Origin of the sequence: Aliirhizobium cellulosilyticum, assembly GCF_014198105.1 — a bacterium.
GTDB lineage: Bacteria > Pseudomonadota > Alphaproteobacteria > Rhizobiales > Rhizobiaceae > Neorhizobium > Neorhizobium cellulosilyticum.
Genome location: NZ_JACIGW010000006.1, coordinates 12355 through 36374 on the forward strand (window position 1 = coordinate 12355; position 24020 = coordinate 36374).

General features: G+C 58.8%; 22 protein-coding genes and 1 pseudogene. 10 read left to right on the top strand and 13 right to left on the bottom strand.

Features of this window, described 5'->3' with window-relative positions:
- Positions 1 to 53: 53 nt before the first annotated feature.
- Both GGE33_RS21125 and GGE33_RS21130 read left to right on the top strand, forming a co-directional pair.
- Entirely contained in the window at positions 54 to 965 is a 912-nt protein-coding gene (locus tag GGE33_RS21125) for a 2-dehydro-3-deoxygalactonokinase (RefSeq protein ID WP_183686593.1), read from the top strand.
- A 64-nt stretch (positions 966 to 1029) separates the two neighbouring features.
- Positions 1030 to 1683: a GDSL-type esterase/lipase family protein gene (locus GGE33_RS21130; RefSeq protein ID WP_183827597.1), complete on the top strand. Its 654-nt coding sequence runs from the start codon at positions 1030 to 1032 to the stop codon at positions 1681 to 1683.
- A 272-nt stretch (positions 1684 to 1955) separates the two neighbouring features.
- Here the strand turns inward: GGE33_RS21130 and GGE33_RS21140 are convergent, their stop codons facing one another.
- The 6 genes from GGE33_RS21140 to dgoD all read right to left on the bottom strand — a co-directional run bounded on the left by GGE33_RS21140 (position 1956) and on the right by dgoD (position 8668).
- Complete coding sequence (locus GGE33_RS21140; protein WP_183827600.1) at positions 1956 to 2780, bottom strand: ATP-binding cassette domain-containing protein; 825 nt, start codon at positions 2778 to 2780, stop codon at positions 1956 to 1958.
- Positions 2777 to 3784: an ABC transporter ATP-binding protein gene (locus tag GGE33_RS21145; protein ID WP_183827603.1), complete on the bottom strand. Its 1008-nt coding sequence runs from the start codon at positions 3782 to 3784 to the stop codon at positions 2777 to 2779. The genes GGE33_RS21140 and GGE33_RS21145 overlap by 4 nt, the downstream gene beginning before the upstream one ends.
- Positions 3781 to 4755: an ABC transporter permease gene (locus GGE33_RS21150; protein ID WP_394353682.1), complete on the bottom strand. Its 975-nt coding sequence runs from the start codon at positions 4753 to 4755 to the stop codon at positions 3781 to 3783. Before GGE33_RS21150 ends, GGE33_RS21145 begins: the two co-directional genes overlap by 4 nt.
- Positions 4756 to 4763: 8 nt before the next feature.
- The gene (locus GGE33_RS21155; protein WP_183827605.1) at positions 4764 to 5708 is read right to left on the bottom strand and encodes an ABC transporter permease; all 945 of its coding nucleotides are present in this window, start codon (positions 5706 to 5708) and stop codon (positions 4764 to 4766) included.
- A 63-nt stretch (positions 5709 to 5771) separates the two neighbouring features.
- Positions 5772 to 7433: an ABC transporter substrate-binding protein gene (locus GGE33_RS21160; protein ID WP_246436346.1), complete on the bottom strand. Its 1662-nt coding sequence runs from the start codon at positions 7431 to 7433 to the stop codon at positions 5772 to 5774.
- A gap of 71 nt (positions 7434 to 7504) precedes the next feature.
- A complete protein-coding gene (gene dgoD / locus GGE33_RS21165) occupies positions 7505 to 8668 on the bottom strand; it encodes a galactonate dehydratase (RefSeq protein ID WP_183686605.1) in 1164 nt (387 codons plus the stop codon).
- 193 nt (positions 8669 to 8861) lie between these two features.
- Between dgoD and GGE33_RS21170 the strand changes: the two genes are divergently transcribed.
- Positions 8862 to 9575 carry an IclR family transcriptional regulator gene (locus tag GGE33_RS21170; protein ID WP_183827608.1) on the top strand — a complete coding sequence of 238 codons (714 nt, stop codon included), beginning with the start codon at positions 8862 to 8864 and terminating at the stop codon, positions 9573 to 9575.
- A gap of 86 nt (positions 9576 to 9661) precedes the next feature.
- Here GGE33_RS21170 and GGE33_RS21175 read toward each other — a convergent pair whose 3' ends face one another.
- On the bottom strand, positions 9662 to 10894 hold the full coding sequence (locus GGE33_RS21175; RefSeq protein ID WP_183827611.1) for a M24 family metallopeptidase: 1233 nt from the start codon (positions 10892 to 10894) through the stop codon (positions 9662 to 9664).
- A 237-nt stretch (positions 10895 to 11131) separates the two neighbouring features.
- Here GGE33_RS21175 and GGE33_RS21180 point away from each other — a divergent pair, with 237 nt between their 5' ends.
- The 5 genes from GGE33_RS21180 (at position 11132) to GGE33_RS21200 (ending at position 16121) form a co-directional block, all read left to right on the top strand.
- A complete protein-coding gene (locus tag GGE33_RS21180) occupies positions 11132 to 12640 on the top strand; it encodes an ABC transporter substrate-binding protein (protein ID WP_183828094.1) in 1509 nt (502 codons plus the stop codon).
- Positions 12641 to 12722: 82 nt separating this feature from the next.
- Entirely contained in the window at positions 12723 to 13697 is a 975-nt protein-coding gene (locus GGE33_RS21185; RefSeq protein ID WP_343062594.1) for an ABC transporter permease, read from the top strand.
- A gap of 14 nt (positions 13698 to 13711) precedes the next feature.
- Positions 13712 to 14551 (top strand): ABC transporter permease, encoded by an 840-nt coding sequence (locus tag GGE33_RS21190; protein ID WP_246436367.1) that lies wholly within the window; start codon positions 13712 to 13714, stop codon positions 14549 to 14551.
- On the top strand, positions 14548 to 15357 hold the full coding sequence (locus GGE33_RS21195) for an ATP-binding cassette domain-containing protein (protein WP_183827617.1): 810 nt from the start codon (positions 14548 to 14550) through the stop codon (positions 15355 to 15357). Before GGE33_RS21190 ends, GGE33_RS21195 begins: the two co-directional genes overlap by 4 nt.
- Positions 15354 to 16121 (top strand): ABC transporter ATP-binding protein, encoded by a 768-nt coding sequence (locus GGE33_RS21200; RefSeq protein WP_183827620.1) that lies wholly within the window; start codon positions 15354 to 15356, stop codon positions 16119 to 16121. Before GGE33_RS21195 ends, GGE33_RS21200 begins: the two co-directional genes overlap by 4 nt.
- 26 nt (positions 16122 to 16147) lie before the next feature.
- On the opposite strand, the gene GGE33_RS21205 is transcribed toward GGE33_RS21200, so the two are convergent.
- The 6 genes from GGE33_RS21205 to tauA all read right to left on the bottom strand — a co-directional run bounded on the left by GGE33_RS21205 (position 16148) and on the right by tauA (position 21067).
- Entirely contained in the window at positions 16148 to 16510 is a 363-nt protein-coding gene (locus GGE33_RS21205; protein WP_183827623.1) for a BRA0787 family protein, read from the bottom strand.
- 93 nt (positions 16511 to 16603) lie between these two features.
- A complete protein-coding gene (locus tag GGE33_RS21210; protein ID WP_183827626.1) occupies positions 16604 to 16798 on the bottom strand; it encodes a hypothetical protein in 195 nt (64 codons plus the stop codon).
- Between the two features lie 196 nt (positions 16799 to 16994).
- Positions 16995 to 18206, bottom strand: coding sequence for a trans-sulfuration enzyme family protein (locus tag GGE33_RS21215; RefSeq protein ID WP_183827629.1), 1212 nt, complete (start codon positions 18204 to 18206; stop codon positions 16995 to 16997).
- 149 nt (positions 18207 to 18355) lie between these two features.
- Positions 18356 to 19210: an ABC transporter permease subunit gene (locus tag GGE33_RS21220; RefSeq protein ID WP_183827632.1), complete on the bottom strand. Its 855-nt coding sequence runs from the start codon at positions 19208 to 19210 to the stop codon at positions 18356 to 18358.
- Positions 19207 to 19998: a taurine ABC transporter ATP-binding protein gene (locus tag GGE33_RS21225; protein ID WP_183827635.1), complete on the bottom strand. Its 792-nt coding sequence runs from the start codon at positions 19996 to 19998 to the stop codon at positions 19207 to 19209. The genes GGE33_RS21220 and GGE33_RS21225 overlap by 4 nt, the downstream gene beginning before the upstream one ends.
- Before the next feature lie 55 nt (positions 19999 to 20053).
- Positions 20054 to 21067, bottom strand: a complete 1014-nt coding sequence (gene tauA / locus GGE33_RS21230; RefSeq protein ID WP_183827638.1) for a taurine ABC transporter substrate-binding protein — start codon at positions 21065 to 21067, stop codon at positions 20054 to 20056.
- Between the two features lie 748 nt (positions 21068 to 21815).
- On the opposite strand from tauA, the pseudogene GGE33_RS21235 reads away from it, so the two are divergent.
- Together GGE33_RS21235 and GGE33_RS21240 are read left to right on the top strand one after the other, a co-directional pair.
- Positions 21816 to 22692 (top strand): annotated as a pseudogene (locus GGE33_RS21235) (sulfurtransferase).
- 84 nt (positions 22693 to 22776) lie between these two features.
- A complete protein-coding gene (locus tag GGE33_RS21240) occupies positions 22777 to 23964 on the top strand; it encodes a YeeE/YedE family protein (RefSeq protein ID WP_183827641.1) in 1188 nt (395 codons plus the stop codon).
- Positions 23965 to 24020 lie beyond the last annotated feature (56 nt).

Consider the following 24020-nt stretch of genomic DNA (forward strand, 5'->3'; position numbering starts at 1 on the left):
GCTCGCGCCCTATGGCAAGCCCCCAGATGAAATGAGCGGAGGAGGCTCACGACATGGCAGCAGAAACAGCGGCAATCGTCGTCGACTGGGGAACCACTTCCTTTCGAGCAACGCTGATCGATGACGACGGCAACGAAATGGAGAACATCGAGACGCCCCAAGGTATCTCAAAGCTCAACAAGGGCGACTATGAAGTGGTCCTGATGACGGCGCTTGCTCCATGGCTGTCCACTCACGGAGCCTTGCCCATTGCCGCACTCGGGATGATCACCAGCCGCAACGGCTGGATCGAAGTTCCCTATGTGGCCTGCCCTGCAGGTCCGGCTGAGCTTGCTGCAGGCAGCTTGCGGAAATCCTTGTCGAACGGATCTGATCTGGTGTTTCTGCCGGGCCTGACGGATCCCTCACGCAGGCCCTTCCCCGACGTCATGCGCGGTGAGGAAATTCAGGTTGCCGGACACGGGCTGGCTGACGACGCAACAATAATCATCCCCGGGACACACAGCAAGTGGACTAAGGTAAAAGCCGGCCGTATAGACAGCTTTCAAACCTTTGTGACCGGCGAGATCTTTGCGCTACTCTTGAACAATTCCTTCATCGCTCGCGGCGCAACGCAGCCAACGGTGGATGATCCGGAAGCCTATCTCCGGGGGCTTGAAGAGGCGAAGAGCTCCGCGGCGATGCTCTCCCTGCTGTTTTCGGCACGGACCGGCGGACTGGTGGGAAGGCTTACGGCGGATCAATTGCGGTCCTATGTCCACGGCATGGTAATTGGCCAAGAGTTCAGGCAGGCGCGCGAGGTTGGCTGGTATTCGGAAGGTGACGAGGCCACCATTGTCGGGAATGACGGTCTCAACGATCTTTATGTGATCGCCGCGACTGTATTCGACCTCAAGATTACTCTGGGTGCCGACGACGTCCTGATCCGTGGCGCGCTCGACGTAATGCGTCGCTCGCTTTCATAGACGCGATGCAGCAAGGCGGGAGCTCGCCGGAGAAACACTTCCAAACACATGTCCGAGGGTAAATATGTACGATTTTCCAGTCAGTATCGGCACAGGTCGACACGAAAACGATATCATCACGGTGCTGACGCGACTTGAGCGTGTCGGCCTTCCTGCCAATCCGATCGCCTTTTATGGCTCGTCCTCCTTCCGTATCTGGAGTTCCATCACAGAAGATCTAGGCTCGCTGGACGTCGTTAACCTGGGTTTCGGAGGAGGTACATTTCTTTCGGGCATCCACTACATGGATCAGCTTTTGACGCCGCTGAGGCCAAGCAGGATAGCGCTCTATTTTGGTGAAAACGATATCGCCAGTGATGGCCTCACCGCCCATACGACGCTTGGCCATCTGAAGGATCTGAGAGAGCGGATTTCGCGCGTCATTCCGCAGTCGGAGGTTTTTGTCTTATCGATCAAGCACAGCCCGGCACGCTGGATTTATCGGCAGGAGTTCGATCTGTTCAACCGGCTGGCAAGCGACTGGTGCGGCGGCCGGGATCACACCTCGTGGATTGAGGTCGGTACCGGCCTGATCGGCGAGAACGGCTTGCCGATGTTCCGATACTATCTGCCCGATCTGGTCCACATGAATGCGGCGGGTTATGCGGTTTGGTCAGCATCGCTTAAGAAAGTATTGCGGCTCTTAAGCCCGTCCATGCCCGCTGCGACCACGCTCTGACCCAACAAGATTGGCGTTCACCAGTTTCAAGGCGACATGCGCCGCAAAATCGGTGGTCGTGTTCGCAGCCTGCGCAGCCTCTGCCATTTTCATACGCACCATCCTTCATACGATGAGATCCGGGCATACCTCGGCGCTATGTGGCAAAAGCGAAAGACCGGCATCATAACGGCGATATCATCCACGAGGCACGGCGTTCCCGCGTTGACTATCTTGGCGTTCCCGCGTTGACTATCTTGGCGTAACTATCGTTACCCCCTTTCACGAGACGGTTATCGGCTACGCCGATCTTCGAAGACCGGCGTAGCCGCAATCAGCGTCCGTGTGTATGCATCCTGTGGATTCGTAAACAGTCGCTGCGGGACATCGACTTCAACGATCCTGCCACCTTTCATCACTGCGACCCTGTCGCTGATATGGCGCACGACGCTGAGGTCATGGGCGATGAACAGGTATGTCAGGCCACGCTTTTCCTGCAGGTCGACAAGCAGGTTGATGATCTGCGCCTGCACGGAAACGTCCAGCGCCGAGATCGCCTCGTCGCAGACAATGAATTCCGGTTCGCAGGCAATCGCCCGGCCGATCGCCACCCGCTGGGCCTGGCCGCCCGACAGTTCGTGCGGATAACGGTTTTCAAACATAGGACCAAGGCCCACGTCCGACAGGATCGCATACACGCGTTCGCGCACCGTTGCCCGTGTCGCTAGACCATGATGCAGCAGCGGCAGAGCGATGGCGGACCCGACCGTTGCGCGCGGATTGAGCGTCGAAAACGGATCCTGGAAAACGATCTGCAGATGACGTCGCATGGCGCGGTTCTGAGCTGCGGTGTTTTTGACGATATCCTTGCCGCGATACCAGACGGAGCCGGAGGTCGGGCGGGTCAATTGCAGCAGGCTCATGCCGAGCGTCGATTTTCCCGAACCGGATTCGCCGACGATGGATAGCGTCTCGCCGCGAAAGACATGGAAACTGACGTCCTGCAGCGCATGCACCTGTGACCGCGACTGCCCGAATTGCCCGCCCCTGAAGTCGAAGGTTCGGGTCAGATTGCGCACCGAAACGAGCGCTTCCGTCGATCTGTGTGTGTCTGTCATCGGGCAAGCTCCCTTGCGTCGTCATGCGCCACGAAACAGGCCGCCCGGCGTTCTCCGTCCATCGGCAGGAGAGCCGGCGGCGCGACCAGACATCGCGCCTCGCGCCGGTCGCAACGTGGTGCAAACGCGCAGCCGATCGGGCGGCGGGCCGGATCGGGCGGTAGTCCGTCGATGGTCTTCAGCCGGCGCCCCTCGCCGCGATTCGCCACCGGCATCGATGATATCAATGCCTGGGTATAGGGGTGAACCGGCGAGGAACAGATTTGCTCGGCAGTGCCTTCCTCGACGATGCGCCCGGAGTAGAAGACTGCGATGCGGTCGGCAATCTGCGACAGCAGCGCGAGATCGTGCGACACCCAGATGACCGAAAGACCGAACTGGCGGCGAATGTCGAAGATGAGATCGACGATCTGCGCCTGCGTCGTCACGTCCAGCGCCGTGGTTGGCTCGTCGGCGATCAGCAGGCTTGGCCGGCAGGCGATGCTCATGGCGATCATCACCCGCTGGCGCATGCCGCCGGACAGCTGGTGCGGATAGTTCGACAGGCGGCTTTCGCCACCCGGAATGCCGACCAGAGCCAGAAGCCTGCCGGCTTCCGCCCAAGCCTCTTTCCGGCCGAGGCCGGCGTGGTAGCGCAAAGGTTCGCTGAGTTGCGCACCAATGGTCATCACCGGGTTGAGCGACGTCATCGGGTCCTGGAAAACGAAACCGATGCGGCTTCCCCGCAACTTCGCCAGTCTCGTTTCCTTCTGGGCAAAAAGATCCTCGCCCTCGAACACGGCGCTGCCGGCACTGACCTGCAGCGCCGGCGGCAGGATGCCGAGCAGGCTGAGCATGGACACGCTCTTGCCGCAGCCGGACTCACCGACGATGCCGAGAACCTCGCCTTCGTTCAGCGTCAGGTCGACGCCGGTGACGATTTCCGCCTCGCCGGTTTCGGTCTGTCGCGAAACGCGCAGATCGCGAACCGCGAGCAGCGGGGTTTTGCTTATGGCGTCGGTCATTTCTTGCCCTTGGGATTGAGCGCATCGTTGAGACCATCCCCGACAAAGGCAAAGGCCATGGTGATGATGGCAAGCGCCAGTGCCGGCACGATCAGAAGATGCGGATAGGCACCCCAGACACGCATGCCATCTGCGATCATCCGGCCCCAACTGGGCGTCGGCGGCTGCACACCGATGCCAAGAAAACTGAAGGAGCTTTCCAGCACCATTGCCGTGCCGAGGCCGAAACTGACGGCGACGATGACGGGTCCGAGCGCATTGGGCACGACAAAGGAACGGATGATTGTCGTGGGCGGCAGGCCGAGCGCGATGGCGGCGGTGACGTAGTTGGCATTGCGGATGGACAGAACCTGCGCCCGCATGAGCCGTGCATATTGCGGCCATTTGATCAGCGCGATCGTGCCGAAAACCAGCGACAGGTCGAGGAATGTGGTGTCGCGAAACATCGGGTTGCCGGTTTTGAGGAAAAGGTCTTCCATCCAGCCACTGAGAAGCGGCGTCAGCGACGTATTGATGACCACCACCAGCAACAGGCTGGGAACCGCCATGGTGACGTCGGTCAACCACATGATCGTGCGGTCGGTCACGCCGCCGGCAAAGCCAGAGACCGCACCGGCAATCGCCCCGATGGAAAACGACAGCACGGTGACGAAAAAGGCGACAATCAGCGCCGTGCGCGCACCACCGACGATACGGGCAAACAGGTCGCGCCCGAGATTGTCGGTGCCAAGCCAATGGATGAGGCTGGGACCCGAATTGATATGGGCGAGATCCTGCTGGGCAAAATCATAGGGCATCAGCCACGGCCCGAAGATGGCGGCACAGAGATAAAATGCGATGATGACGAGGCCGAGCATGGCCAGCCGGTTGCGACGAAGCCGCAGCCAGGCGTCACGGCCGAGACCGGCGGGTGCCTGTTCGGCGGTGTCAGACTGGGGCTGCTGCGATGTCATGGAGGATTGTTCGGTCATGGCTGCCCTCACCTTGCCTGCACGCGCGGGTCGAGAAGCGGATAGAGCACTTCGACGAGAAGATTGGCCGACAGCACCGCCACCGTGCCGATCAGCACCAAGGCCATGATCACCGGATAGTCCGAATCCGTCATGGCGCTGATCGTCAGGCGTCCGAGCCCCGGCAGGCCGAACACCACTTCCACAAAAATGGCGCCGTTGATGAAGGTGATCAGAATGATGCCGAGCTGGGTGACGATCGGGGTCAGCACCGGCCGCATGACGTGATCCACCGCGATGCGAAAACGCGGCACGCCCTTGGCAACGGCCGTGCGAATGAAATTTTCGGACAGGATGTCGATCACGGCGGCGCGCGTCTGGCGCTGGATCAGCGCAATCGGCTGCAGGGCCAGAACCAGAACCGGCAGGATGACGCGCGGATCAGTGAGGCCGCCCCAACCGATCGGCAGCGTTTCACCCGGTCGCAAAATGATCAGCGACACCAGCATGAGAGGACCGATGACATAGGCGGGCACCGCCCATAACAACAGCGCCACGGACGTCACCAGATTGTCGAGTGCCCGCCCCTGATGGAAGGCGCAGGCCATGCCGAGCGGCACGCCGACAAGCGCCGTGACCACGATAGTAACCAGGCCGAGCTGCAACGACACAGGCGCTGCAACGGCAATGATGGAGCTGACCGCACGGCCGGACACCAGCGAATTGCCGAGATCGCCGTGCAGCAGGTTCCACAGATAGGAGCTGAACTGTTCGAGGAACGGCCGGTTCAGTCCGGCGGCCTCGCGAATGGCGTCGATACGGGCCGGATCATAAGCGACATCGCCCGGCGCGCTGAGGAACATCAGCTTGATCGGGTCGCCAGCGCCATAAAAGGCCAGTGCGTAAATGCCGAACATGACGACGAGGATCGACGGTATCCATGTCAGCACACGCTTGAGAATGAAAAAGGCCATTCAGTTCCTCTGAAAACCGGGCATGGCTGCGGACCTTGGAAGGCACGCAGCCATGCATTCGGCTTAGCTGCGGCTTACGGTGACGTTCCAGGGCTCGCTGACCTGCCAGTCCATGTTTTTCTCGATGCCCTTGACCCACGGCATCGCCATCTGCGGCATGTTGCGATAGGCCCACGGAATGTAAATGGCATCGTCGGCGGCCAACTGCTGCGCCTGGCGGGCAAGCGCCAGCCGTTCTTCCGAACCTGCGGCAAGAATGGACGCCTTGTCCAGGAGTGCGTCCACCTGTTCGTTCTTGTAGCCGCCGAGCTTGTTCTTGGCGTTCGACGACGAGGAATGAACGATGCCGCGCAGATAGGTCGTGCTGTCGGAAACGCGGGTACCGACATTGTCACGGAAGATCTGGACGCGGTTCTGGTCCGGGCCTTCGAACTTGTCGATCTGCGGCTTCATGGCAACCGACTCGACGCCAAGCACGGTGCGCCACTGTTCGGCGATATACTGGGCGGCCGCTTCGGCGACCTGACGGGAAATGCCGACAAAGTTGATGCGCGGGAATGCCGCCGCACTGCCATAGCTCGACTGCGCCAGAAAACGACGGGCTGCATCCGGGTCGAAGGGCAGTTCGCGAAAATTCGGATCGATGCCGGGCACGGCCGTCAGGATCTGCGTTGCGCGCACTTCTGGTCCCTGCGGGAAGGTAAGCTTCCACAGCTGTTCGCGATCCACCGCCGAAATCAACGCCTTGCGCACGTTGATGTCGTCGGTCGGCTTGCGGCTGATGTTCAGCCAGAAATGATCGCCTTCCGGCGCAAGCGGACCAGATAGGAAATCTGCCCCGAGATCGCCGATCAGCGTCGTTGTCTGGATCAGGGTGTGGACGTCGAACTGGCCCGACTTGAGAGCAGCCGTTGCTGTCGAGGCATCCTCGATGACCTGAACCTCGATGCGGCGCAGCGACGGCGCAGGGCCCAAAAAATTGGCGTTGCGCTCGAAAACGAAGGTTCCGGCATCGAGATCCATCTTGACCGGCACGAAAGGACCGCTGACGATTACGGCGTGATCGGTCGGGTTCCACCAGCCGGGCACTTCGTTGCCATCGGCACCACGCGCCAGCGACACCTTGACGATCGGCGCCAGATGATTGGCAAGCTTTGCCGCAAACATCGGGTCTTGCGCACTCAGCCGCACCTCGATCGTGCGGTCGTTAAGGGCAACGACGCCCTCGAGCACGGTCGCCTTGCCGCCGCTGATCGCGCCGTAACCTTGAACCGTGGACAGCACCTGATCGATACGCTGGTTCTTGGTGGCCGGCATCGCCGCCAATTCCCACGAACCCTTGACGTCGGCCGCCGTGATCGGGCTGTTATCAGAGAAGCGAGCCGTTTCGGCGATCTCGAACTGCCAGACCGTGTTGTCGGCGTTGGCGCTCCATTTTGCAAAGATGTAGGGCTTCAGCTCGCCCTTGCCGGTATAATAGAGCGGGGCTGCGACCCAGAAGGAGTTCAGGCGGTAGCTTTGACCGCCACCGCGCAGCGGCGACCAGTCGGAAGAGAAGGCCGGGTGGATGATGCGCAGCACGTCATTCTCGGCTGCAAAGGCCTGGCGTGCGAAAAGCCCGCCGGCCAGCGGCGCCAGGCTACCGATGCCCAGCAGCTTCAGCGACTGCCGACGGTTCATCGCCAGCACGCCGTTGCTGCCGCGATGTCGAAAATCATTGTCCATACTTACGTCTCCTGGTCAGGTTGAGATCGCGGCATTTCGCCAGCGGCCGTCAAATGCGATGGATGGGAATGTCAGTGATCGACGACGGAGCCGTCGAAATGAGCGCGCATCTTGATGTTCTGGATCGGGCGTTCGCGGCGCGGGAATTTCTCCTCGAAACCCGGCCGCAGTTCGACGCCGAGACCAGGGCCATCCGGGATGGCAAGAAAGCCACCTTCGGCCTTGGGAAAGTCGACGAGCATGTCTTCGCCGGCGAGACCAGTGCGCTGGTCGATATGCGGCGTGCCGAGCGGATACTCCTGGATGGCGAAATTGGGGATCACCGCATCGATCTGCAGGCAGGCTGCAAGTCCGATCGGGCCGACCGGATTGTGCGGAACGATCTGTGCATCGCTCGCTTCCGCCATGGCGGCAATCTTCTTGGCCGCCGTGATACCGCCGCAAACGCCGACCGATACACGCAGATATTCGGCCGCGCGAGTATCGAGCAATTCCTGGAACTGCTGGATGTTGATGAAACGCTCGCCGGTAGCGATCGGGATGGCGATCTTTTCGGCGACCCGCGCCATGGCCGGGATCGAGGCCGGCTTGACCGGATCTTCGTAAAACAGCGGCAGCGACGGCTCGACCAGACGGGCAAGCGTGATCGCCTCCGGCACCGACAGGCGGCGATGCAGCTCGAGGCAGATATCGACCTCAAGTCCGACAGCCTTGCGGACCCGCTCGACAAGCTCGGCGCCCGCCTGCATCTGCGAGGCATGGGAGCGGTAATGGACGCTGTCGGCATCATCCATCAGCGGATTGAGATGACCGATCGCGGTAAATCCCTGCTCCTTGCGCATCTGTGCCTGCTCGACGAATTCGTCGGCGCTACGACCCTTGACCCAGGCATAAAGGCGGACGCGATCACGCATTCGGCCTCCGAGCAGCTCGTGGACGGGCACACCCAGTGCCTTACCCTTGATATCCCACAGCGCCATGTCAATGGCGGATACCGCGCCGTTGATCGCCGCACCCGTATAGTGGTTGGCGCGCAACATCACATTCCAGTGCCGTTCGATCGTCGTCGGGTCCTGCCCTTCCAGAAACCGCCCGAAGCGCTGGATGGCGGCAGCCGCGGCATCATAATGCCCCCAGGTGCCGCACTCGCCGTAGCCGACAATGCCCTTGTCAGTGGTGATGCGCACGAACAGGAAAATGTCCGCGAATATTGGCTCGACCGATGTGATTTTCATGTGTCTTTGATCGCCTCGATATTGTCCATCAATTCGCTAGAGAACGGATTTCCAATCTTTTGCGGGAGACCGGAAGGTTTTTGCTCAAGCAAATAAAACGGTAGCAAACTGTTTCATTCAATGATATGTATTTCATTTAATAAAACTCATGGAGCGTGCTTGTCAAGATTTGCGCGATGACTAGGATGTCCGGATGACACTCGATTCAGCCGAAAACCACGAAAATGCACCGCCTGCAGGCGTCCTTGATCGGGGACTTCTAATCCTCAGCCTGTTCACCATGGAGCGCAGCCAGATGCATCTGCGCGAGATCTCGGAGATCTCGGGCCTGGACAAGGCGACAACACTCAGGGCGCTGAAATCGCTATCGAATTGGGGATTTCTGGAACGGCATGCGGATGGCAGTTATTCACCGGGGCCGATGAACATGCGGCTCGCGGCGATCTTCAAGGCGACGTCCAATCTGGTCAACCGGATTGCCGAGCCGCTCAACCGGATTAGCGATCAGGTTAATCAGGTAACCGCCTTCTACATCCGGACGGAAAGCAATCGCCTCTGTCTTGTTCGCAGCCGGATGAATCGCAACCACAGCTACTTCGTGGATGTCGGCGCGTCGGTCTCGCTTTCGCATGGCGGGTCGGCTGCACGCGTGCTTCTCGCCTATTCCGAGCCGGACAACCAACTCTATCGGACGGTCAGGGAAGACGGTTTTGCCATCTCGCGCGGTGAAAGGTTGAGGCATTATGCCTCGATCTCAATTCCACTATTCGAGGCGGACGGGATATTTCTTGGTGCCGTAACTATAAATGCCCTCAGCGTCGATGTGACGGACGAGGACTTCAAGAGATTTGCGGATATCGCTCGCACAGAGGTTCAGCGATCAGGCTTTGTGATCCGGCTGAAATAGCGGGTGGGTATGCCCTACTATGGAACACATCGCCTGGCATGCGGAAGGCGTCAAATTCGAGCGGGATTTCGGAGCGGCGGACTGACCTAAAGATTGCTCACGTCAACCAACCCACGAGGCAGGCGATTCATGCATTCGGCCCCTGAATCAGTTACAAGAAACTGATCCTCGATCATCAAGGCCCCCAGTCCTTGACCATAGAATGGCGCTTCCAGCGCCACGACCATGTTCGGCTCGATGATCTCCATATTGCCAGCGGAAAAGAACGGCCATTCCTCGATGCCGACACTTCCACCGACCGCGTGTCCAAAATGGCCCCGGTAATATTCTGCAAAACCGTCCTTGCGCATCGATTGAAGCATCGCCGCATGAACCGAGCTGAAGGGATTGCCGGGCCGGATCTGCGCAAGCCCGGCATGGAACGCCGTTTCGAGCGCCTTGAAGACATCGATCGCAAGCCCGGAAGGTCGACCAAATGTGTAGGTTCTCGCTCCGTCTGAAGAATAACCGTCGACGAGCGTTCCAACGTCGGCTTTGATGAGGTCGCCCGGCGCTACCACCGCGGTCATGTTGGCAAGATCCGCGCCGACAGAAATGTAATCCCAATGTCCGCTGAGCGAGAAGCCACCGTTGGAAGCGGCGATCTGCGCACCGGCTTTCCACGCGGCCGAAAGTTCCGGCAGGGATACGCCAGGCCGGATTGCCTGCGCCATTGCCGTCAAACCGGCTTCGGCGGCTTGAGAGGCTCGGCGCAAACGCTCTATCTCGTCAGCAGTCTTTACCGCCCGTAACCGTCTCAGCACAGTCGAGCCGTCCAGCCATTCGGCTTGCGGCAAACTTTCCTTGAGAGCTTTAAAATCGGCAGCCGGCATGAATTCGAGATCGGCAGCCAGACGCGCGTTCGTCAGGCCACGTTCTTGCAAGAGATCGCCGAGAAGAGCGAAAACCACGGATCGATCGAACGTCTCGGGACGAGGCCCGCCTGTGCCGGTCCGTCGATAGGCCTCATTGATCTCCTGCACCGTCTCCGCACCGGTCACATCGAGCATATCGATCCAGATGCGATGGGTTCGGATATCGACTTCTGGTGCATTGGCGCGCAGTGCAGACGCGGCGTGGTCGCTGACAATGGCTGCAAGTGGTGCGTCTGTCTGGGCGGGGACGAGCGCCACCGCGGCCCCTGCCCGCCCCCACATAGTCGCTACGCCTGCCGGCGCGCCGACAGCGTAACGAAAAGCTTCCGGCTGGAAGAGGACAAGCGCATCGATTCCGGCCTCATTCATCAGCCTGGCTGCACGCTTTCGGTCGATATCGCTCATGTCCTGATCCAATCCCTGATGTATGTGAAGGACTTAATCGGACTGAGCCCAAAGTTCCAGAACCGAAACAAATTTCTCATACCCCTCTGCTGCAAGAGCAGCGCATTCCCTTCAAGACCGCTTTTTTACCCTCGTCGCTCTTCCGGTGGATTGCGACTAGGCTATGCTGCGCGACGTGAATGATGGCCCGATCGGCCAGTGAATGGGAGTTTTAAGATGAGCGGTTTGACGACCCTTATGGGCTCAACCCTGAAAAACAGACAGGCAAGCGCGCGCACCGCGATTGCAGCGATCCTTCTTTCCGCGCTGGCGGCAGGATCTGCGCAAGCCGCCGATTTCGACGCGGATGCCACGATCAATATTGGTTCGCTTTACGAGCCGCAGAACCTCGACAACACGGCCGGCGCCGGCCAGGGCATCAACGAAGCATTCAACAACAATGTCTATGAAGGTCTCTTCCGGCTTGCCGACACAGGCAATGTGGAGCCGGTTCTGGCCAAGGAATTCAAGGTCAGCGACGATGGCCTTACCTACACGTTCACCCTGCAGCCGAATGTGAAATTCCATTCCGGCGATCCGCTCACCTCCAAGGATGTGAAGTTCTCGATCGAGCGTGTTACCTCCGCCGAATCGAAGAGTTCGCGTAAAAACAGCCTGAAGCCGATCGCCGGCATCGAGACGCCTGACGATGCGACCGTCGTGATCAAGCTTTCGTCCCGGTCTATCTCGCTGCCCTACAATCTCAGCTATGTCTGGATCGTCAACGATACGGCGACAAACCTGACCGCCACCGAAGACGGCACCGGGCCTTATGAGCTTGCGGACTGGCGCCGCGGTTCCTCGCTGGCGCTCACCCGCTTCGATGGATATTGGGGCCAGAAACCTGATAATGGAGATGTCGTATTCCAGTATTTCACCGAGGCGACAGCGCTCAACAACGCGCTTCTGACGGGCTCGGTCGATATCATTACCTCCGTCCAGAGCCCGGATTCGCTTGCCCAGTTCAAGGACAATGCCGATTTTACCGTCGCTGAAGGCCAGTCTACCACCAAGCTGCTGCTGGCCTATAACGACCGCGTCGCTCCATTCGATAACGTCAAGGTTCGCAAGGCGCTTGCCCGTGCGGTGGACGATGCCAAGCTGCTGAAGGCGGTCTGGGGCGATTACGGCACGCTGATCGGCTCCATGGTGCCGCCGACCGATCCGTGGTTCGTCGACCTGACCAAGACCGACGCCTATGACGTCGAAGGTGCCAAGGCGCTTTTGAAGGAGGCCGGTTATCCGGATGGCTTCTCCTTCACCATCGATACGCCGAACTACGATCCGCATCCGATCGCCGCGCAGTTCCTGCAGAGCGAACTCGCAAAGATCGGCGTCAAGGTGAACATCAACGTCATCACCGCCAACGAATGGTATTCGAAGATCTACAAGGCGCATGATTTCCAGGCGACACTGCAGGAGCATGTGAATCACCGCGACATCGTCTTCTACGGCAATCCCGATTTCTACTGGGGTTACAACAATCCGAAGGTTGTCGATCTGATCAAGCAGGCAGAAGCCAGCACCACGACAGACGAGCAGATGGCAAGGCTGAAGGAAGCCAACACGATCATTGCCGAGGATGCTGCCAGCAACTGGCTCTATCTCTATCCGCAGATCGTCGTGGCGGCCAAATCGGTCTCCGGCTATCCGCTCAATGGGCTGAACGCACAGTTTTTCGCGGGTAACATCAAGAAAGCCGATTGATTATCATCCTGCTCTCGGCAAATCGATAATCTGCGTTATAAGGCTGGCCGCCCGGTTCCTCCGGGCGGCTTTCCCATGAAAGGTGCCGACCATTCTTTCCTATCTGTTTCGTCGTCTGGTCATTCTTCTCATATCCATCCTCATCGCGGCTGCGGTGCTGTTCCTGCTTCTGCGCCTGTTGCCGGGTGATCCCGCCAATGCGCTGGTCTCGGTCGGCGCCGACCCCGAGCAGATCGAGGCGGCGCGCCGCCAGGTGGGCTCGGACCTGCCGCTCTCTGAACAATTCTTCCGTTTCGTCTCCAGCCTGACTCGCTTCGATCTCGGCACATCCTTCATCAGCCATGCGCCTGTCCTGCCGGAGATCGGCAAGCGACTGGCCGTAACGGTACCGTTGACGCTGATGGCATTTCTTCTGGCGCTTGCGATCGCGCTGCCGCTCGGGATCATTGCCGCGGTCAAATCGAACCGCTGGTACGGTTCTCTGATATCGGTCGTCTCCCAGTTCGGAATTGCCGTCCCTGTGTTCTGGATCGGCATCCTTCTGGTGACCGTCTTTGCGGTCAATCTCAGGCTCTTTCCTTCCGGCGGTTTTCCTCCCCGCGGCTGGCAGAGGCCGGAAGCGGCATTCGATGCGCTCGTTCTTCCGGTCATCACCATTGCGATCGTCATGTCGGCGTCACTGATCCGCTACGTGCGCTCCGCGACCCAGGATGTGCTCGGAAGCGATTATCTGCGGACCGCCCGTGCACTTGGCGCAAGCTTTACCGAGGCGTTGATCCGCCACGGTATCCGTAACGCTTCCGTGCCGGTCATTTCGGTCCTCGGCATCGAGCTTGCCTCCACCCTGCTTGGTGCCGTTGTCGTCGAACGCGTTTTTTCGCTACCGGGTCTCGGCTCCATGCTGCTGCTCGGCATAGAGCAGCGAGACTATCCCAACGTGCAGGGCGTGCTGTTCGTTTCGACGCTTCTGGTTCTGCTCGTAGGCTTTCTCGCCGACTTGGCACAGCGGCTGATCGATCCACGCTTGAGAGACCGCAGCGGTGGGGCAGCACGATGAGCAACACCACGACCATGACAAGCTCGGAACAGGGACGGAAGCGACGCTCCTGGACATTCACTATCGGCGCTCTGATTGTCGGCCTGCATCTTGCTATCGGCCTCATGACACTGATCTGGACGCCTTACGACCCAGCCGCGATGTCGGGGGGGCGTCTGGAGGCCGTGTCGTTCCAGCATCTGGCCGGCACTGACAGACTTGGCCGCGATCTCTTTTCGCTGATCATGATCGGCTCGCGCATCGCGCTGACCGTCGGCACCGGAGCGATCCTCATCGGCGGGTTGATCGGCATCACGATCGGATTGTTGGCAGCCTTCGCATCGAAGACCCTGGATGACGTTCTGGCCGCCGGCCTCGATATCCTGATCGCCTTTCCAACGCTGCTGCTTGCCATGCTGATCGTTGCATCGAGCGATGGCGCAAGCCTCTGGACCGCGATCATCGCGATCGGCATCGCCAATTCCGCCATCGTCGCGCGGCTCACACGCATCCTCACCAAGCGCGTACTGTCTATGGATTACATCACGGCCTCACGCATATCCGGCACATCTTGGATGGGCGTCGTGTGGATCCATGTCCTGCCGAACATATGGCCGACATTGCTCGTCAATCTGGCGCTGCAATTCGGCCTCGCCGTCATTGCCGAGGCCTCGCTCTCCTATCTTGGCCTTGGCGCTCCGCCCCCGAATGCATCATGGGGAAGGCTGCTGCAGGAAGCACAGGCAACCGTATATACGGCTCCTATCGGAGCGATTGCGCCGGGTCTTGCGCTGGTTTCACTGGTAATCGGCATCAACCTTCTTGCCGATGGCCTGCGCGATCTGGCCGACCCGACCCGCAGGAGCCGCCGATGACCGCATTGCTCAAGATCGAGAACCTGGCAATCCAGACCGGCGGAAAACCGCTGGTCGCCGATGTCTCGCTTTCAATCGATGGCGGAGAACGTGTCGGTTTTATCGGTGAATCCGGCTCCGGCAAGTCACTGACTGCACTCGCCGCAATTGGTTTGCTGCCCGATACATTGAAGGCGTCCGGTTCGGTCCTGCTCGGCGGTCGCGAGGTGATCGGTGCGCGAGACCGTGATCTCGTGCCGTTGCGCGGAACGGCCGCGGCCGTCGTGTTTCAGGAACCGCTGACCGCGCTCGACCCATTGGTAAAGATCGGCAGGCAGGTCGGCGAAGCGGTCAAACGGCGTGCCAAGCGTGACGGAGCCACGACGGACAAGGCAAGCATCACGAAAGAGGTGGTGGCCCTGCTCGATCAGGTCGCACTGCCCGAGCCCAATCGCATCGTCGACGCTTGGCCACACGAGATTTCCGGCGGACAGCGTCAGCGGGCAGCAATCGCCATGGCACTTGCGTGCAAACCCAAGCTGCTGATTGCCGACGAGCCGACAACGGCGCTGGATGTGACCACACAGGCCGAAATCCTCGCGCTCATGGCGCGTCTCGTGAAGGAACGGGATATGGCATTGCTTTTCATCAGCCACGACCTTCCGGTCGTCGCCGGCGCTGTGGACCGCGTGGTGGTCATGCAGCACGGCCGTATCGTCGAGACCGGCGCGGTTTCGGATGTATTCGGGCGGCCGGGCCATCCCTATACACAAAGTCTTGTCGCGGCAGCGCGTGCATTCGACAACGCTCTGGAGATCGCCAGATGAGCCTCATCGACATCCGTGATGTATCCTTTTCCTATACTCGGCAGCGCAAGACGCTCCATGACGTGAACCTTACCCTGGAGAAAGGCCGCAGTCTCGGCATCGTCGGCGAGTCCGGTTCGGGCAAGACGACACTGCTGCGCCTTCTGCTTGGTCTCAATATCCCGACGACCGGCAAGATTCGCTTCGAGGGGCGTCGGCTTGACCTCGGGAACCGCGAATTCATGCGTCGCTTCCGTAGCGGGGTGCAAGCAGTCTTCCAGGATCCCTATTCCTCACTCGATCCACGCCAACGGGTTTTCGACATCATTGCCGAACCTCTTCGCTCGCTGGGCATCAAAGGCGACAGGAAGACTGCCGTCCTGCAGGCATTGACGGCGGTCGGGCTGACGGCCGATGCCGCCGAGCGTTATCCGCATGAATTTTCGGGCGGTCAGAGACAGCGCATCGCCATTGCGCGAGCCATTGTTTCCCGACCCGATGTGATCCTTGCAGACGAGGTGGTCAGTGCGCTGGACCTTTCCACGCGCATTCGCATTGTCGAGCTTTTGAAGGAGCTGTCGCGAACGACGACCTTCGTGCTGGTATCACACGATCTGAGCCTCGTATCATCGCTTTGCGAGGACGTGATCATTCTGGAGAAAGGCCGCATCGTCGAAAGCGGGAAAACGCGCACCATCCTTGCAAATCCCAGCCATGATTATACGCGCGCCCTGCTGGCCAGCATTCCGCGTATGCCGAATCGTTCCGGGATTGCAGCCTCCTGAACGACTGAACGAGGCTGCAAGGCGGTTCAGTGGTTCTTGATTGATCCAGGCAGTTCGGATCGTTGCTCCGCCAGCAGCCTTTTGCGGACGAGAACGCTCATCACCCGCGCTGCGGTCGAAAACTCCATTTCGTCCAGAGGCCCTTCGCCTTCCCATGGCTTCGAAAGCCTGTCGACGACGCCCCCGGCAATGCTGGCCGGCACAATGTCCGAGCACCCTCTAAGAGCCTCGAACACCTCAGATATTCGGACGACATATTGACCGAAAGCCACCTCCGGTTCCGGGACATAAGCGTCCCAGTCTTCAAACTCGTGAAGGGCATCGCGAAAGAGATATTGCAGGGTGATTGGTGCGTGTCCGTCCTGTAGCGCAGGCAAAGTCGACGTCATGCGTATTCTCCCTTTTTGATCATCCGCAAAGGTTACAGGCCACCGTCACGAAACGAGACTCGTGCACGGCAACGCCATTGAATCACTTGTGGTTCAATAGGGCAGGTGAATTCCCCAATAGAAGCTTTCGGGATGCCGCTCTTCCGGCGACGGATTCTCGTCATCAGCCTGATTGAGATCGATACGAGCTTGTCGCTCGGAGCGTACCGCCAGGTCCTGCGACAGCCGAGGACGCGCCGAAAACGCAAAGAGGTCAAACCCAAATAAAGGAAGGCTGCTCGCGATCATGAAACACCTCCAGCTCCGGTTCATCACAATACCGGATGCTCGGCCAGAACGTTGCTGCGGTCAATATTGTCTACAGAATTAGTGCACTATTCTGCAGCCAATTTCTGGAGCTCTATTGCACGAACGCCTTGCGGTCAGAGTTTTTTGTTTTTCGCAAGTGGGAAGGATCGATCCCGCCTTCGTCGCCCATTCGATGTCATCCGTCGAATGTGAGATCCAGAGCAGCTGTTATATCTGTGATGAGATCGTCGGTTTCCTCGAGCCCGACCGACAGGCGCAGGTGACCGTACTTTCGAAACTCATCCGGCCAACGGTCGGAACCGCCTCTCGCCGTTGCGCCAACATGCACGATCAGACTCTCATCGTGACCAAGTGAGACGGCCGAAGTGATCACTTTCAGGTTCGAAACAAAGCGATTTTGTGTCGCAGGATCGCCTTCGAGAGCAAACGCGATCACACCCCCAAATCCCCTGGCGCCGAACTGACGTGTGGCAATTTCATGCTGCGGATGGCTCTGCAATGATGGGTGATGGACATAGGCGATGCGGGGATCGGACGCGAGATGATGTGCGACGAACTCTGCGGACCGGCAATGTTGTGCCAACCGTAAAGGAAGGGTCACGGAGCCACGCATGATCAGCCAGGCGTTGAACGGCGCGATGCTTCCCCCGACATCGACAAGTGCGTCGCCCTTTATGCGCTGGACAAGGTCCCTACTGCCTATGACGGCCCCACCCATGGCGTCACCGTGGCCATTGATGTATTTCGTCAGGGAGTGAATGACGAGATCGGCTCCGCTTGCCAAGGGTCGAAACAGAGGCGGCGGCGTAAAGGTCGAGTCGACGCTGAGAAGCACGCCCGCGTGCTTTGCAACGGAGGACAAGGCTGCGATGTCGGAAACCTTTGTCGTCGGATTAGCTATCGTTTCTGTATGTATCAGTTTCGTGTTCGGGCGGATCGCCGCCTTGACCGCCTCGATGTCGCTCGTATCGACGAATGTCGCTTCGATCTGGTAACGTTCAGGAAGCAGTTCCGCAAAAAGACGCCACACGGCCTCATAGGTCACATCACTGACGACGACGTGATCGCCGGTTCTCAGCAGCGTGAAGAACACGGCGTGAAGGGCAGCGACACCGGTGGCGAACACGGCAGCATCCTCGCCCTGCTCCATGGCCGCGAGCTTCTGCTGAAGCCTGATCTGGTTGTGACCGGAGTTTCTGGTGTAAAGCGCGATGCTGGTGTCGGACCAGTCGACGTCGGAAGGATCGGTCGGCAAATGATAGGAGTTTGCCATGACGATTGGCGTCCGGATCGCTCCGGAAGCCGTATCGACCTCATTGCCACCATGTACCGCCAGCGTTTCGAAGGAAAGAGTGTTTGGGTCTTGTTTGTCCGGTCTTGCAGTCATCTTACCAACTCTAAAATCTGAGGTGCCGCCCGGCAGAGACCGCGCCTCCTTGTCAAATATCTCTTGTCATCCATCATCCGCCTTCATCACCACCTGGATGGCGATCGGGCATCGCATGTCGGATGCGGTTTGAAGGTATCACGGAACGATCAGAGCCGGCCTTTCCAGGGCACCAGCAGAACCTCAAGGAAACGAACCGCCAGACCGAATACGAAAGCACATGCAGCGATAATCAGAATACCGACAAACACGACATCCGTTGCGAGAAAATGTGACGCAGACATGATTACGTAACCAATACCTTGATTGGAAGCGATCAGTTCCGCGGCCACCAGCGTGCTCCAGCCGACACCAAGTGCGATACGGATGCCGGTCAGGATTTCCGGCAATGCGGTGGGGAAAACGATGTCGCGAAAAAGCTGCAGGCGACTTGCGCCCAGAGAGCGCGCAGCATTGACCCGCTCGATGGGCAAGGACCTGACGCCGGCCTGCGCTGAAAGGCAGATGGGAGCGAACATGGCAAGAACGAGCAGCGTCACCTTCGAAGTCTCGCCGATGCCGAGCCATATGATCATCAACGGCAGATAGGCGAGTGGCGGCAGCGGCCAATAAAACTCGATAGGCACATCCAGGATGCCTTTTGCCCACCTGTTGAGACCCATCAGAAGACCGATCGGTATGGCCGCGGTTATCGCGATCGCCGCCGCAGTCAGAATCCGGAACAGGCTTGCGGTAATATGCTCGCCAAGCGAGGCGCCTGCATAACCATCATTCAAAATGAGATTAAACTGGGTCAGCACGTCCTGAGGTGTCGGCAGGAAAAGACGAGGCACGACTGCAAGCTTTGCTGCGCCCCACCATGCGAAAATGATCAGAAGCGCGGTCAGAACGCTGATTGCCAACGTCCTGCTGCCGCTCGTACCGAACCGAGTCATCTCGACAATGCGCGGTTTTTCAGCTTCCGGAAGCGCGATGCCCGGTACGGTTTCAATAATATCCGTCATTCCGCAGCACTCCTCGCATCCTGCCCGCCATGCAAGAGCGCCCGGATGTCTTCTCTCAGGTTGTTGAAGTCTGACGATGTCTTGATCGCTCGCGCATCTCCCGTGTCGGCAAACTGCCGGACGAAGTCGAGATTGAAGCGCGCGACGATGCGACCAGGCCTCGGTGACATGACGATCACCTGGGTACCAAGGAAGAGCGCTTCCTCAACGGAATGGGTAATGAAGAAAATGCGCTTTCCGGTCTGTTTCCAGACATTGACCAGAAGTTCCTGCATCTGCTCGCGCGTCATGCTGTCGAGCGCACCGAAAGGCTCATCCATCAAAAGCGTGTCCGGATCGGCTGCAAGCGCCCGCGCGATACCGACCCGCTGGCGCATGCCGCCGGAAAGCTCGTAAGGAAAGGCTTTGGCGAAATCGCTCAGCCCGACCAGATCGAGCAGTGCTGCGGAGCGACGTGTTCGCTCAGTCTTCGAGACACCAGCAAATTTCAGCCCGAGCGCGACATTGTCGATAACATTCTTCCAGGGGAGCAACGTATCCTTCTGGAAAACCACGCCTCGATCCGATCCCGGCGCCGATACTGAGCTCCCATTGAGCGTGATTGTCCCGTCGGACAATGGCAGGAAGCCCGCAATGGCATTGAGGAGTGTCGATTTCCCGCAACCCGAGGCACCATGCGCAACGACAAATCCCTTGTCCGGAATATCCAGTGAGACCTGGTCCAGCGCATGGACGATACGGCCCTGGTCGGTTTTGAAATAGACGCTCGCGCGTTCGATCTTGAGCATGGGGGTGTCCTTCTCAAGTCGGGACGCCAGGTTTTTCACCCGGCGTCCCGTTTCATCAGTTGCTGGCGCCGGCAAGTGCATCAGCCGTGACGAATTCGGCGTAGCTCGGCAGCACTTCTGTCACCTTGCCCTGATCTTTCAGGAACTGTGCAGTGTCCTTGAGGATCTTGGCGGCACCTGATTTTTCGCCGCCACCCAACCATTCGGCAGATGCCTGCACCTGCGGCGTCAGCAAGTTGAGGTTGTTGAGTGCCGAAGCCTGCTGCTCGGCTGTGCCGCCAAGAAGCTTTGCGAGTTCCTTGGCGTTGGCGCTGTCAGTATTCCAGGCGGCCTTGTCCTTCGCGAACGAAGCGTAATACTTGTTGATGACACCTGCGAATTTTTTCAAAAATTCCGGATTGTCGTCGCTGAACTTGCTCGCAGCAACCCAGGCGGAGAAAGTCGGTGCTCCCTTTTCGGCAACTTCCTTCGACGTGACGAGAACCTTGCCGCTCTTCTTGAGTTCAGTCAGCGCCGGATCCCAGACGAAGCCGCCATCGAGATCGCCGCGATTGAACGCTGCAACGATCTCGGGCTGCGGGATTGCAAAAACCTGGACGTCCCGTTCGGTAAGGCCAAGAGATTTGATCAATGCGAGAAGCTGATAGTGGTCCGTCGAAACTGGAGCTGCCGCAAGCTTCTTGCCCTTGAGGTCCGACAGACTGTCGATGCCCGAGCCATTGCGGACAACCAGTGCTTCATCGATGCCGGAGATGGAGGAAAGGTAAAATGCCTTTACCGCCAACCCGCGTGACGTGGCTGCAGCAAACGGACTCGAACCGACATAGCCGACCTGAACATCGCCGGAAGCGATCGCCGCGAAAATTTCGGCCCCGGAGTTGAACTTTCGAAAGTCAATCTCGTAACCGGTTTCCTTGGAGAACTCGCCATTGGCAATGGCAACGGATGAGGGAAGCGCGTCGGTCTGATAGGCGACGACGACCTTCTTGTCAGCGGCGTGAGCGCTGACGGCCGCAACGACGCTGCCGATACCAAAAACCGCGGCCGTAAGAATGGTTTTGATGTTCATTTTGCCCTCTGCCCGGAAATATCCGGTCCCCTGTTGTTTCCACCCCTAAAGAATAGGAGCGCATGAGGCCGGCAAGACAGCAAAAAACTGCTATTTTTATAGAATAAATGGATAAGGAAAATTCCCAAGCGATCGACGAGCCCATTTTTTGTCTTGCTTGCGGTCGTTATCCCGATCAGCACGTCGGCCTTTTACTAGCCAACAAGGGGACATCGGAAAGGCCGGCGAACGAAGAGCAAAAAAGAAGGGCGACCGATATACGGCGCCCTTGATAGTCGTGAGGCTTCAGCCTCCAGAGGGAACAGCCCGTCAGCAAATCGCATAAGGATAGCAGGCGACGGGTCGAGGGAAGACTAAGCGGAACTGCGCGTTGGATGAAGGAATGACTTTGCTGGTTTCGCCGGCGTAGGGGAATTCATTTACGTTCGAACGATTGACTTTAGTCACGCACCAAATGTCACCACGGAATGTTTTTCACCTCAATCCCATGTGAGGTGCGTGATGCTGGAATTCAGCAACCTTGGCGCCATACGCAACCCAGAGAAGAACTTTTCCGTGATAATCCGGAATGGATTCATAATCTTCCCGCAAAAGTCGATAAAGCTGCATTGTTTATTTTCTACTTAATTAATGGAGTTTTGTTCCTTATCAGCGTCTGCCCGTTCGGCCATCTTGCTCATCGCTTACTGAAAGGGGTGAGGTTATGTCCGCAATCAAGACTGCAATTTCCACTGCGCTGATCGCATTTATGGCATCAACGGCAGCTTATGCATCGGATGCTTTGGTCGATGCCGAGTGGGTTCAAAAGAACCTCGACAATCCAAAGGTACGGATATTCGAAGTCAGCGTCGACACGGGAGCCTATGAGCGAGGCCATATTCCCGGCGCAGCCAATCTCAACTGGCACACGGATCTTGTCGATCGCGAACGACGCGATATTGCCGGCCGCGAAACCTTCGAGAAGCATCTGCAGGCCGCCGGCGTCGGCGAGGACACGACAATCGTTCTTTATGGAGACAACAATAACTGGTTCGCGGCCTGGGGGGGCCTGGGTCTTCGAAACCTACGGCCTGGGAGATCGCGTCAAGCTGCTGGATGGCGGTCGCAAGCTTTGGGAGGCAAAAGGTCTTCCACTCGACAGCAAGGCCACGGAGCATGCCGCAACCAACCTCAAGGTCAAGGATCCGGATCCTTCCGTGCGCGCCCGGTTCACCGATGTGGTCGCGGTTGCGGAAGGCAAACACGATATCAAGCTGATCGACATCCGTTCTGCCGATGAATATTCCGGCAAGATTTTCGCGCCGGAAGGCGTGAAGGAGCTGTCGGTTCGGGCCGGTCACATCCCCGGTGCCGTCAATGTTCCCTGGGGCTCCATCGTCAATGCCGACGGGACATTCAAGCCGGCAGACGAAATCAAGTCTCTCTACGCAGCGAAAGGCGTGGACGGTTCAAAGCCGATCATCACCTATTGCCGCATCGGCGAACGCTCCAGCCACACGTGGTTCGCGCTGAAGAAAATCCTCGGCTACGACGTTCGCAATTATGATGGCTCCTGGACCGAATATGGAAATGCGGTCGGAGTACCGGTCAGCAATCCTTCCGGAACGATCTGGACCGGCAAATAATCCAGCCACTGCATCTAATTGGTTCTGCCGGACAGCTCTCGTGAGAGCTGTCCGGCAGAAGTTCGGTTCAACAGGCTTTTACGCATGACTTTTCGAATGGCCATCGTGCCGGCTGCAATCATCCTCGCAGGCCTTCTCACGTCGAGTTACACCCTCGCCATCGATGCGGAAGGCCGGGCTCTTGCGTTCTCACTGCTGGCAGGATCCGCATTCGGGATCGTCCTGCAACGCGGCCGCTTCTGCTTCCTGTGCAATTTTCGTGACCTGTTCGAAAGACGCAGCAGCGATGGTGCGATTGCCATACTCGTGGCACTCGGCGCCGGCGCCGTGCTCTATCAGATCATCATCACCGCATGGATGCCGCTGCCGCTCGAAGGCCGCCTTCCCCCCAGTGCGCATATCGGGCCGGCAGGTTACATACTGGCGCTCGCCGCCTTCGTCTTCGGCTTAGGGATGGCCTTATCCGGATCATGCCTCTCCGCCCACTTTTATCGTCTCGGAGAGGGCGCTTTCGGCTCGCTCGTTGCGATCGGCGGTGCCGCCATAGGCTTCCTTCTCGGCTTCCTGACATGGCCCCGGCTATATACTTTCACGGTCTTCGACGATCCTCCGGTTTGGCTGCCACACCATCTCGGTTATGCGGGTTCGCTGATTGCAACGCTTGTGGCTCTGCTGGTCTTGACGGCGGGGGCACTGAAGATAGCTCCGATGACGTCCAGCACCCCGGCCGAGGATCAGGGGCGACTGTCACCGCTGAAGAGGGTATGGACTGCACGGTGGTCTCCTGTCGCAACAGGGATCCTTGTCGCAGCTATCAGCGCGTTTACCTATTTTCGTGTCGCACCGCTCGGCGTGACCGCGGAGCTCGGAAGTATCGTCCGGACTGCGGGAATACGCCTTTCCGTTTTGCCAGAGGGCTTGCCCGGGCTCGACACGCTCCGTGGCTGCATCAGCGCCGTCAAGCAAGGCATTCTGTCGCCCAACGGAGTTTTCGTGGGAGGGCTTGTGCTTGCAAGTTTCTCCTCCGCCTTGATCGCCGATCAGTTCAAGCCTTCCTGGCCGGACTTTCGTGGGCTCATCGCCCGCCTGCTTGGCGGCATCATGATGGGCTGGGCAAGCATGATTGCACTCGGCTGCACCATTGGCGTTTTGCTGTCGGGCATTCACGCAGGCGCCGTTTCCGGCTGGATTTTTCTGGGTTTCTGCACCGCCGGGGCGTGGTTCGGGCTCGCCGTGCGGAAAGCATTTTCCGATCGGCAGGCTTCCCGTTAGTCGCGCCAACAAGCGTTCACCTGTTGCACGATATCAGTCATCAGTTCCCCAAAATC

Excerpts from the sequence above, each read along its gene's own strand:
- tauA (WP_183827638.1), bottom strand. The coding sequence starts at position 21,067 with ATGAACATCAAAACCATTCTTACGGCCGCGGTTTTTGGTATCGGCAGC.
- dgoD (WP_183686605.1), bottom strand. The coding sequence starts at position 8,668 with ATGAAAATCACATCGGTCGAGCCAATATTCGCGGACATTTTCCTGTTC.
- GGE33_RS21215 (WP_183827629.1), bottom strand. The coding sequence starts at position 18,206 with ATGACTGCAAGACCGGACAAACAAGACCCAAACACTCTTTCCTTCGAA.
- GGE33_RS21205 (WP_183827623.1), bottom strand. The coding sequence starts at position 16,510 with ATGACGTCGACTTTGCCTGCGCTACAGGACGGACACGCACCAATCACC.
- GGE33_RS21150 (WP_394353682.1), bottom strand. The coding sequence starts at position 4,755 with ATGACCGAACAATCCTCCATGACATCGCAGCAGCCCCAGTCTGACACC.
- GGE33_RS21210 (WP_183827626.1), bottom strand. The coding sequence starts at position 16,798 with ATGATCGCGAGCAGCCTTCCTTTATTTGGGTTTGACCTCTTTGCGTTT.
- GGE33_RS21240 (WP_183827641.1), top strand. The coding sequence starts at position 22,777 with ATGACTTTTCGAATGGCCATCGTGCCGGCTGCAATCATCCTCGCAGGC.
- GGE33_RS21225 (WP_183827635.1), bottom strand. The coding sequence starts at position 19,998 with ATGCTCAAGATCGAACGCGCGAGCGTCTATTTCAAAACCGACCAGGGC.
- GGE33_RS21180 (WP_183828094.1), top strand. The coding sequence starts at position 11,132 with ATGGGCTCAACCCTGAAAAACAGACAGGCAAGCGCGCGCACCGCGATT.
- GGE33_RS21190 (WP_246436367.1), top strand. The coding sequence starts at position 13,712 with ATGACAAGCTCGGAACAGGGACGGAAGCGACGCTCCTGGACATTCACT.
- GGE33_RS21195 (WP_183827617.1), top strand. The coding sequence starts at position 14,548 with ATGACCGCATTGCTCAAGATCGAGAACCTGGCAATCCAGACCGGCGGA.
- GGE33_RS21160 (WP_246436346.1), bottom strand. The coding sequence starts at position 7,433 with ATGGACAATGATTTTCGACATCGCGGCAGCAACGGCGTGCTGGCGATG.
- GGE33_RS21145 (WP_183827603.1), bottom strand. The coding sequence starts at position 3,784 with ATGACCGACGCCATAAGCAAAACCCCGCTGCTCGCGGTTCGCGATCTG.
- GGE33_RS21220 (WP_183827632.1), bottom strand. The coding sequence starts at position 19,210 with ATGACGGATATTATTGAAACCGTACCGGGCATCGCGCTTCCGGAAGCT.
- GGE33_RS21140 (WP_183827600.1), bottom strand. The coding sequence starts at position 2,780 with ATGACAGACACACACAGATCGACGGAAGCGCTCGTTTCGGTGCGCAAT.
- GGE33_RS21130 (WP_183827597.1), top strand. The coding sequence starts at position 1,030 with ATGTACGATTTTCCAGTCAGTATCGGCACAGGTCGACACGAAAACGAT.
- GGE33_RS21170 (WP_183827608.1), top strand. The coding sequence starts at position 8,862 with ATGACACTCGATTCAGCCGAAAACCACGAAAATGCACCGCCTGCAGGC.
- GGE33_RS21175 (WP_183827611.1), bottom strand. The coding sequence starts at position 10,894 with ATGAGCGATATCGACCGAAAGCGTGCAGCCAGGCTGATGAATGAGGCC.
- GGE33_RS21125 (WP_183686593.1), top strand. The coding sequence starts at position 54 with ATGGCAGCAGAAACAGCGGCAATCGTCGTCGACTGGGGAACCACTTCC.
- GGE33_RS21155 (WP_183827605.1), bottom strand. The coding sequence starts at position 5,708 with ATGGCCTTTTTCATTCTCAAGCGTGTGCTGACATGGATACCGTCGATC.
- GGE33_RS21200 (WP_183827620.1), top strand. The coding sequence starts at position 15,354 with ATGAGCCTCATCGACATCCGTGATGTATCCTTTTCCTATACTCGGCAG.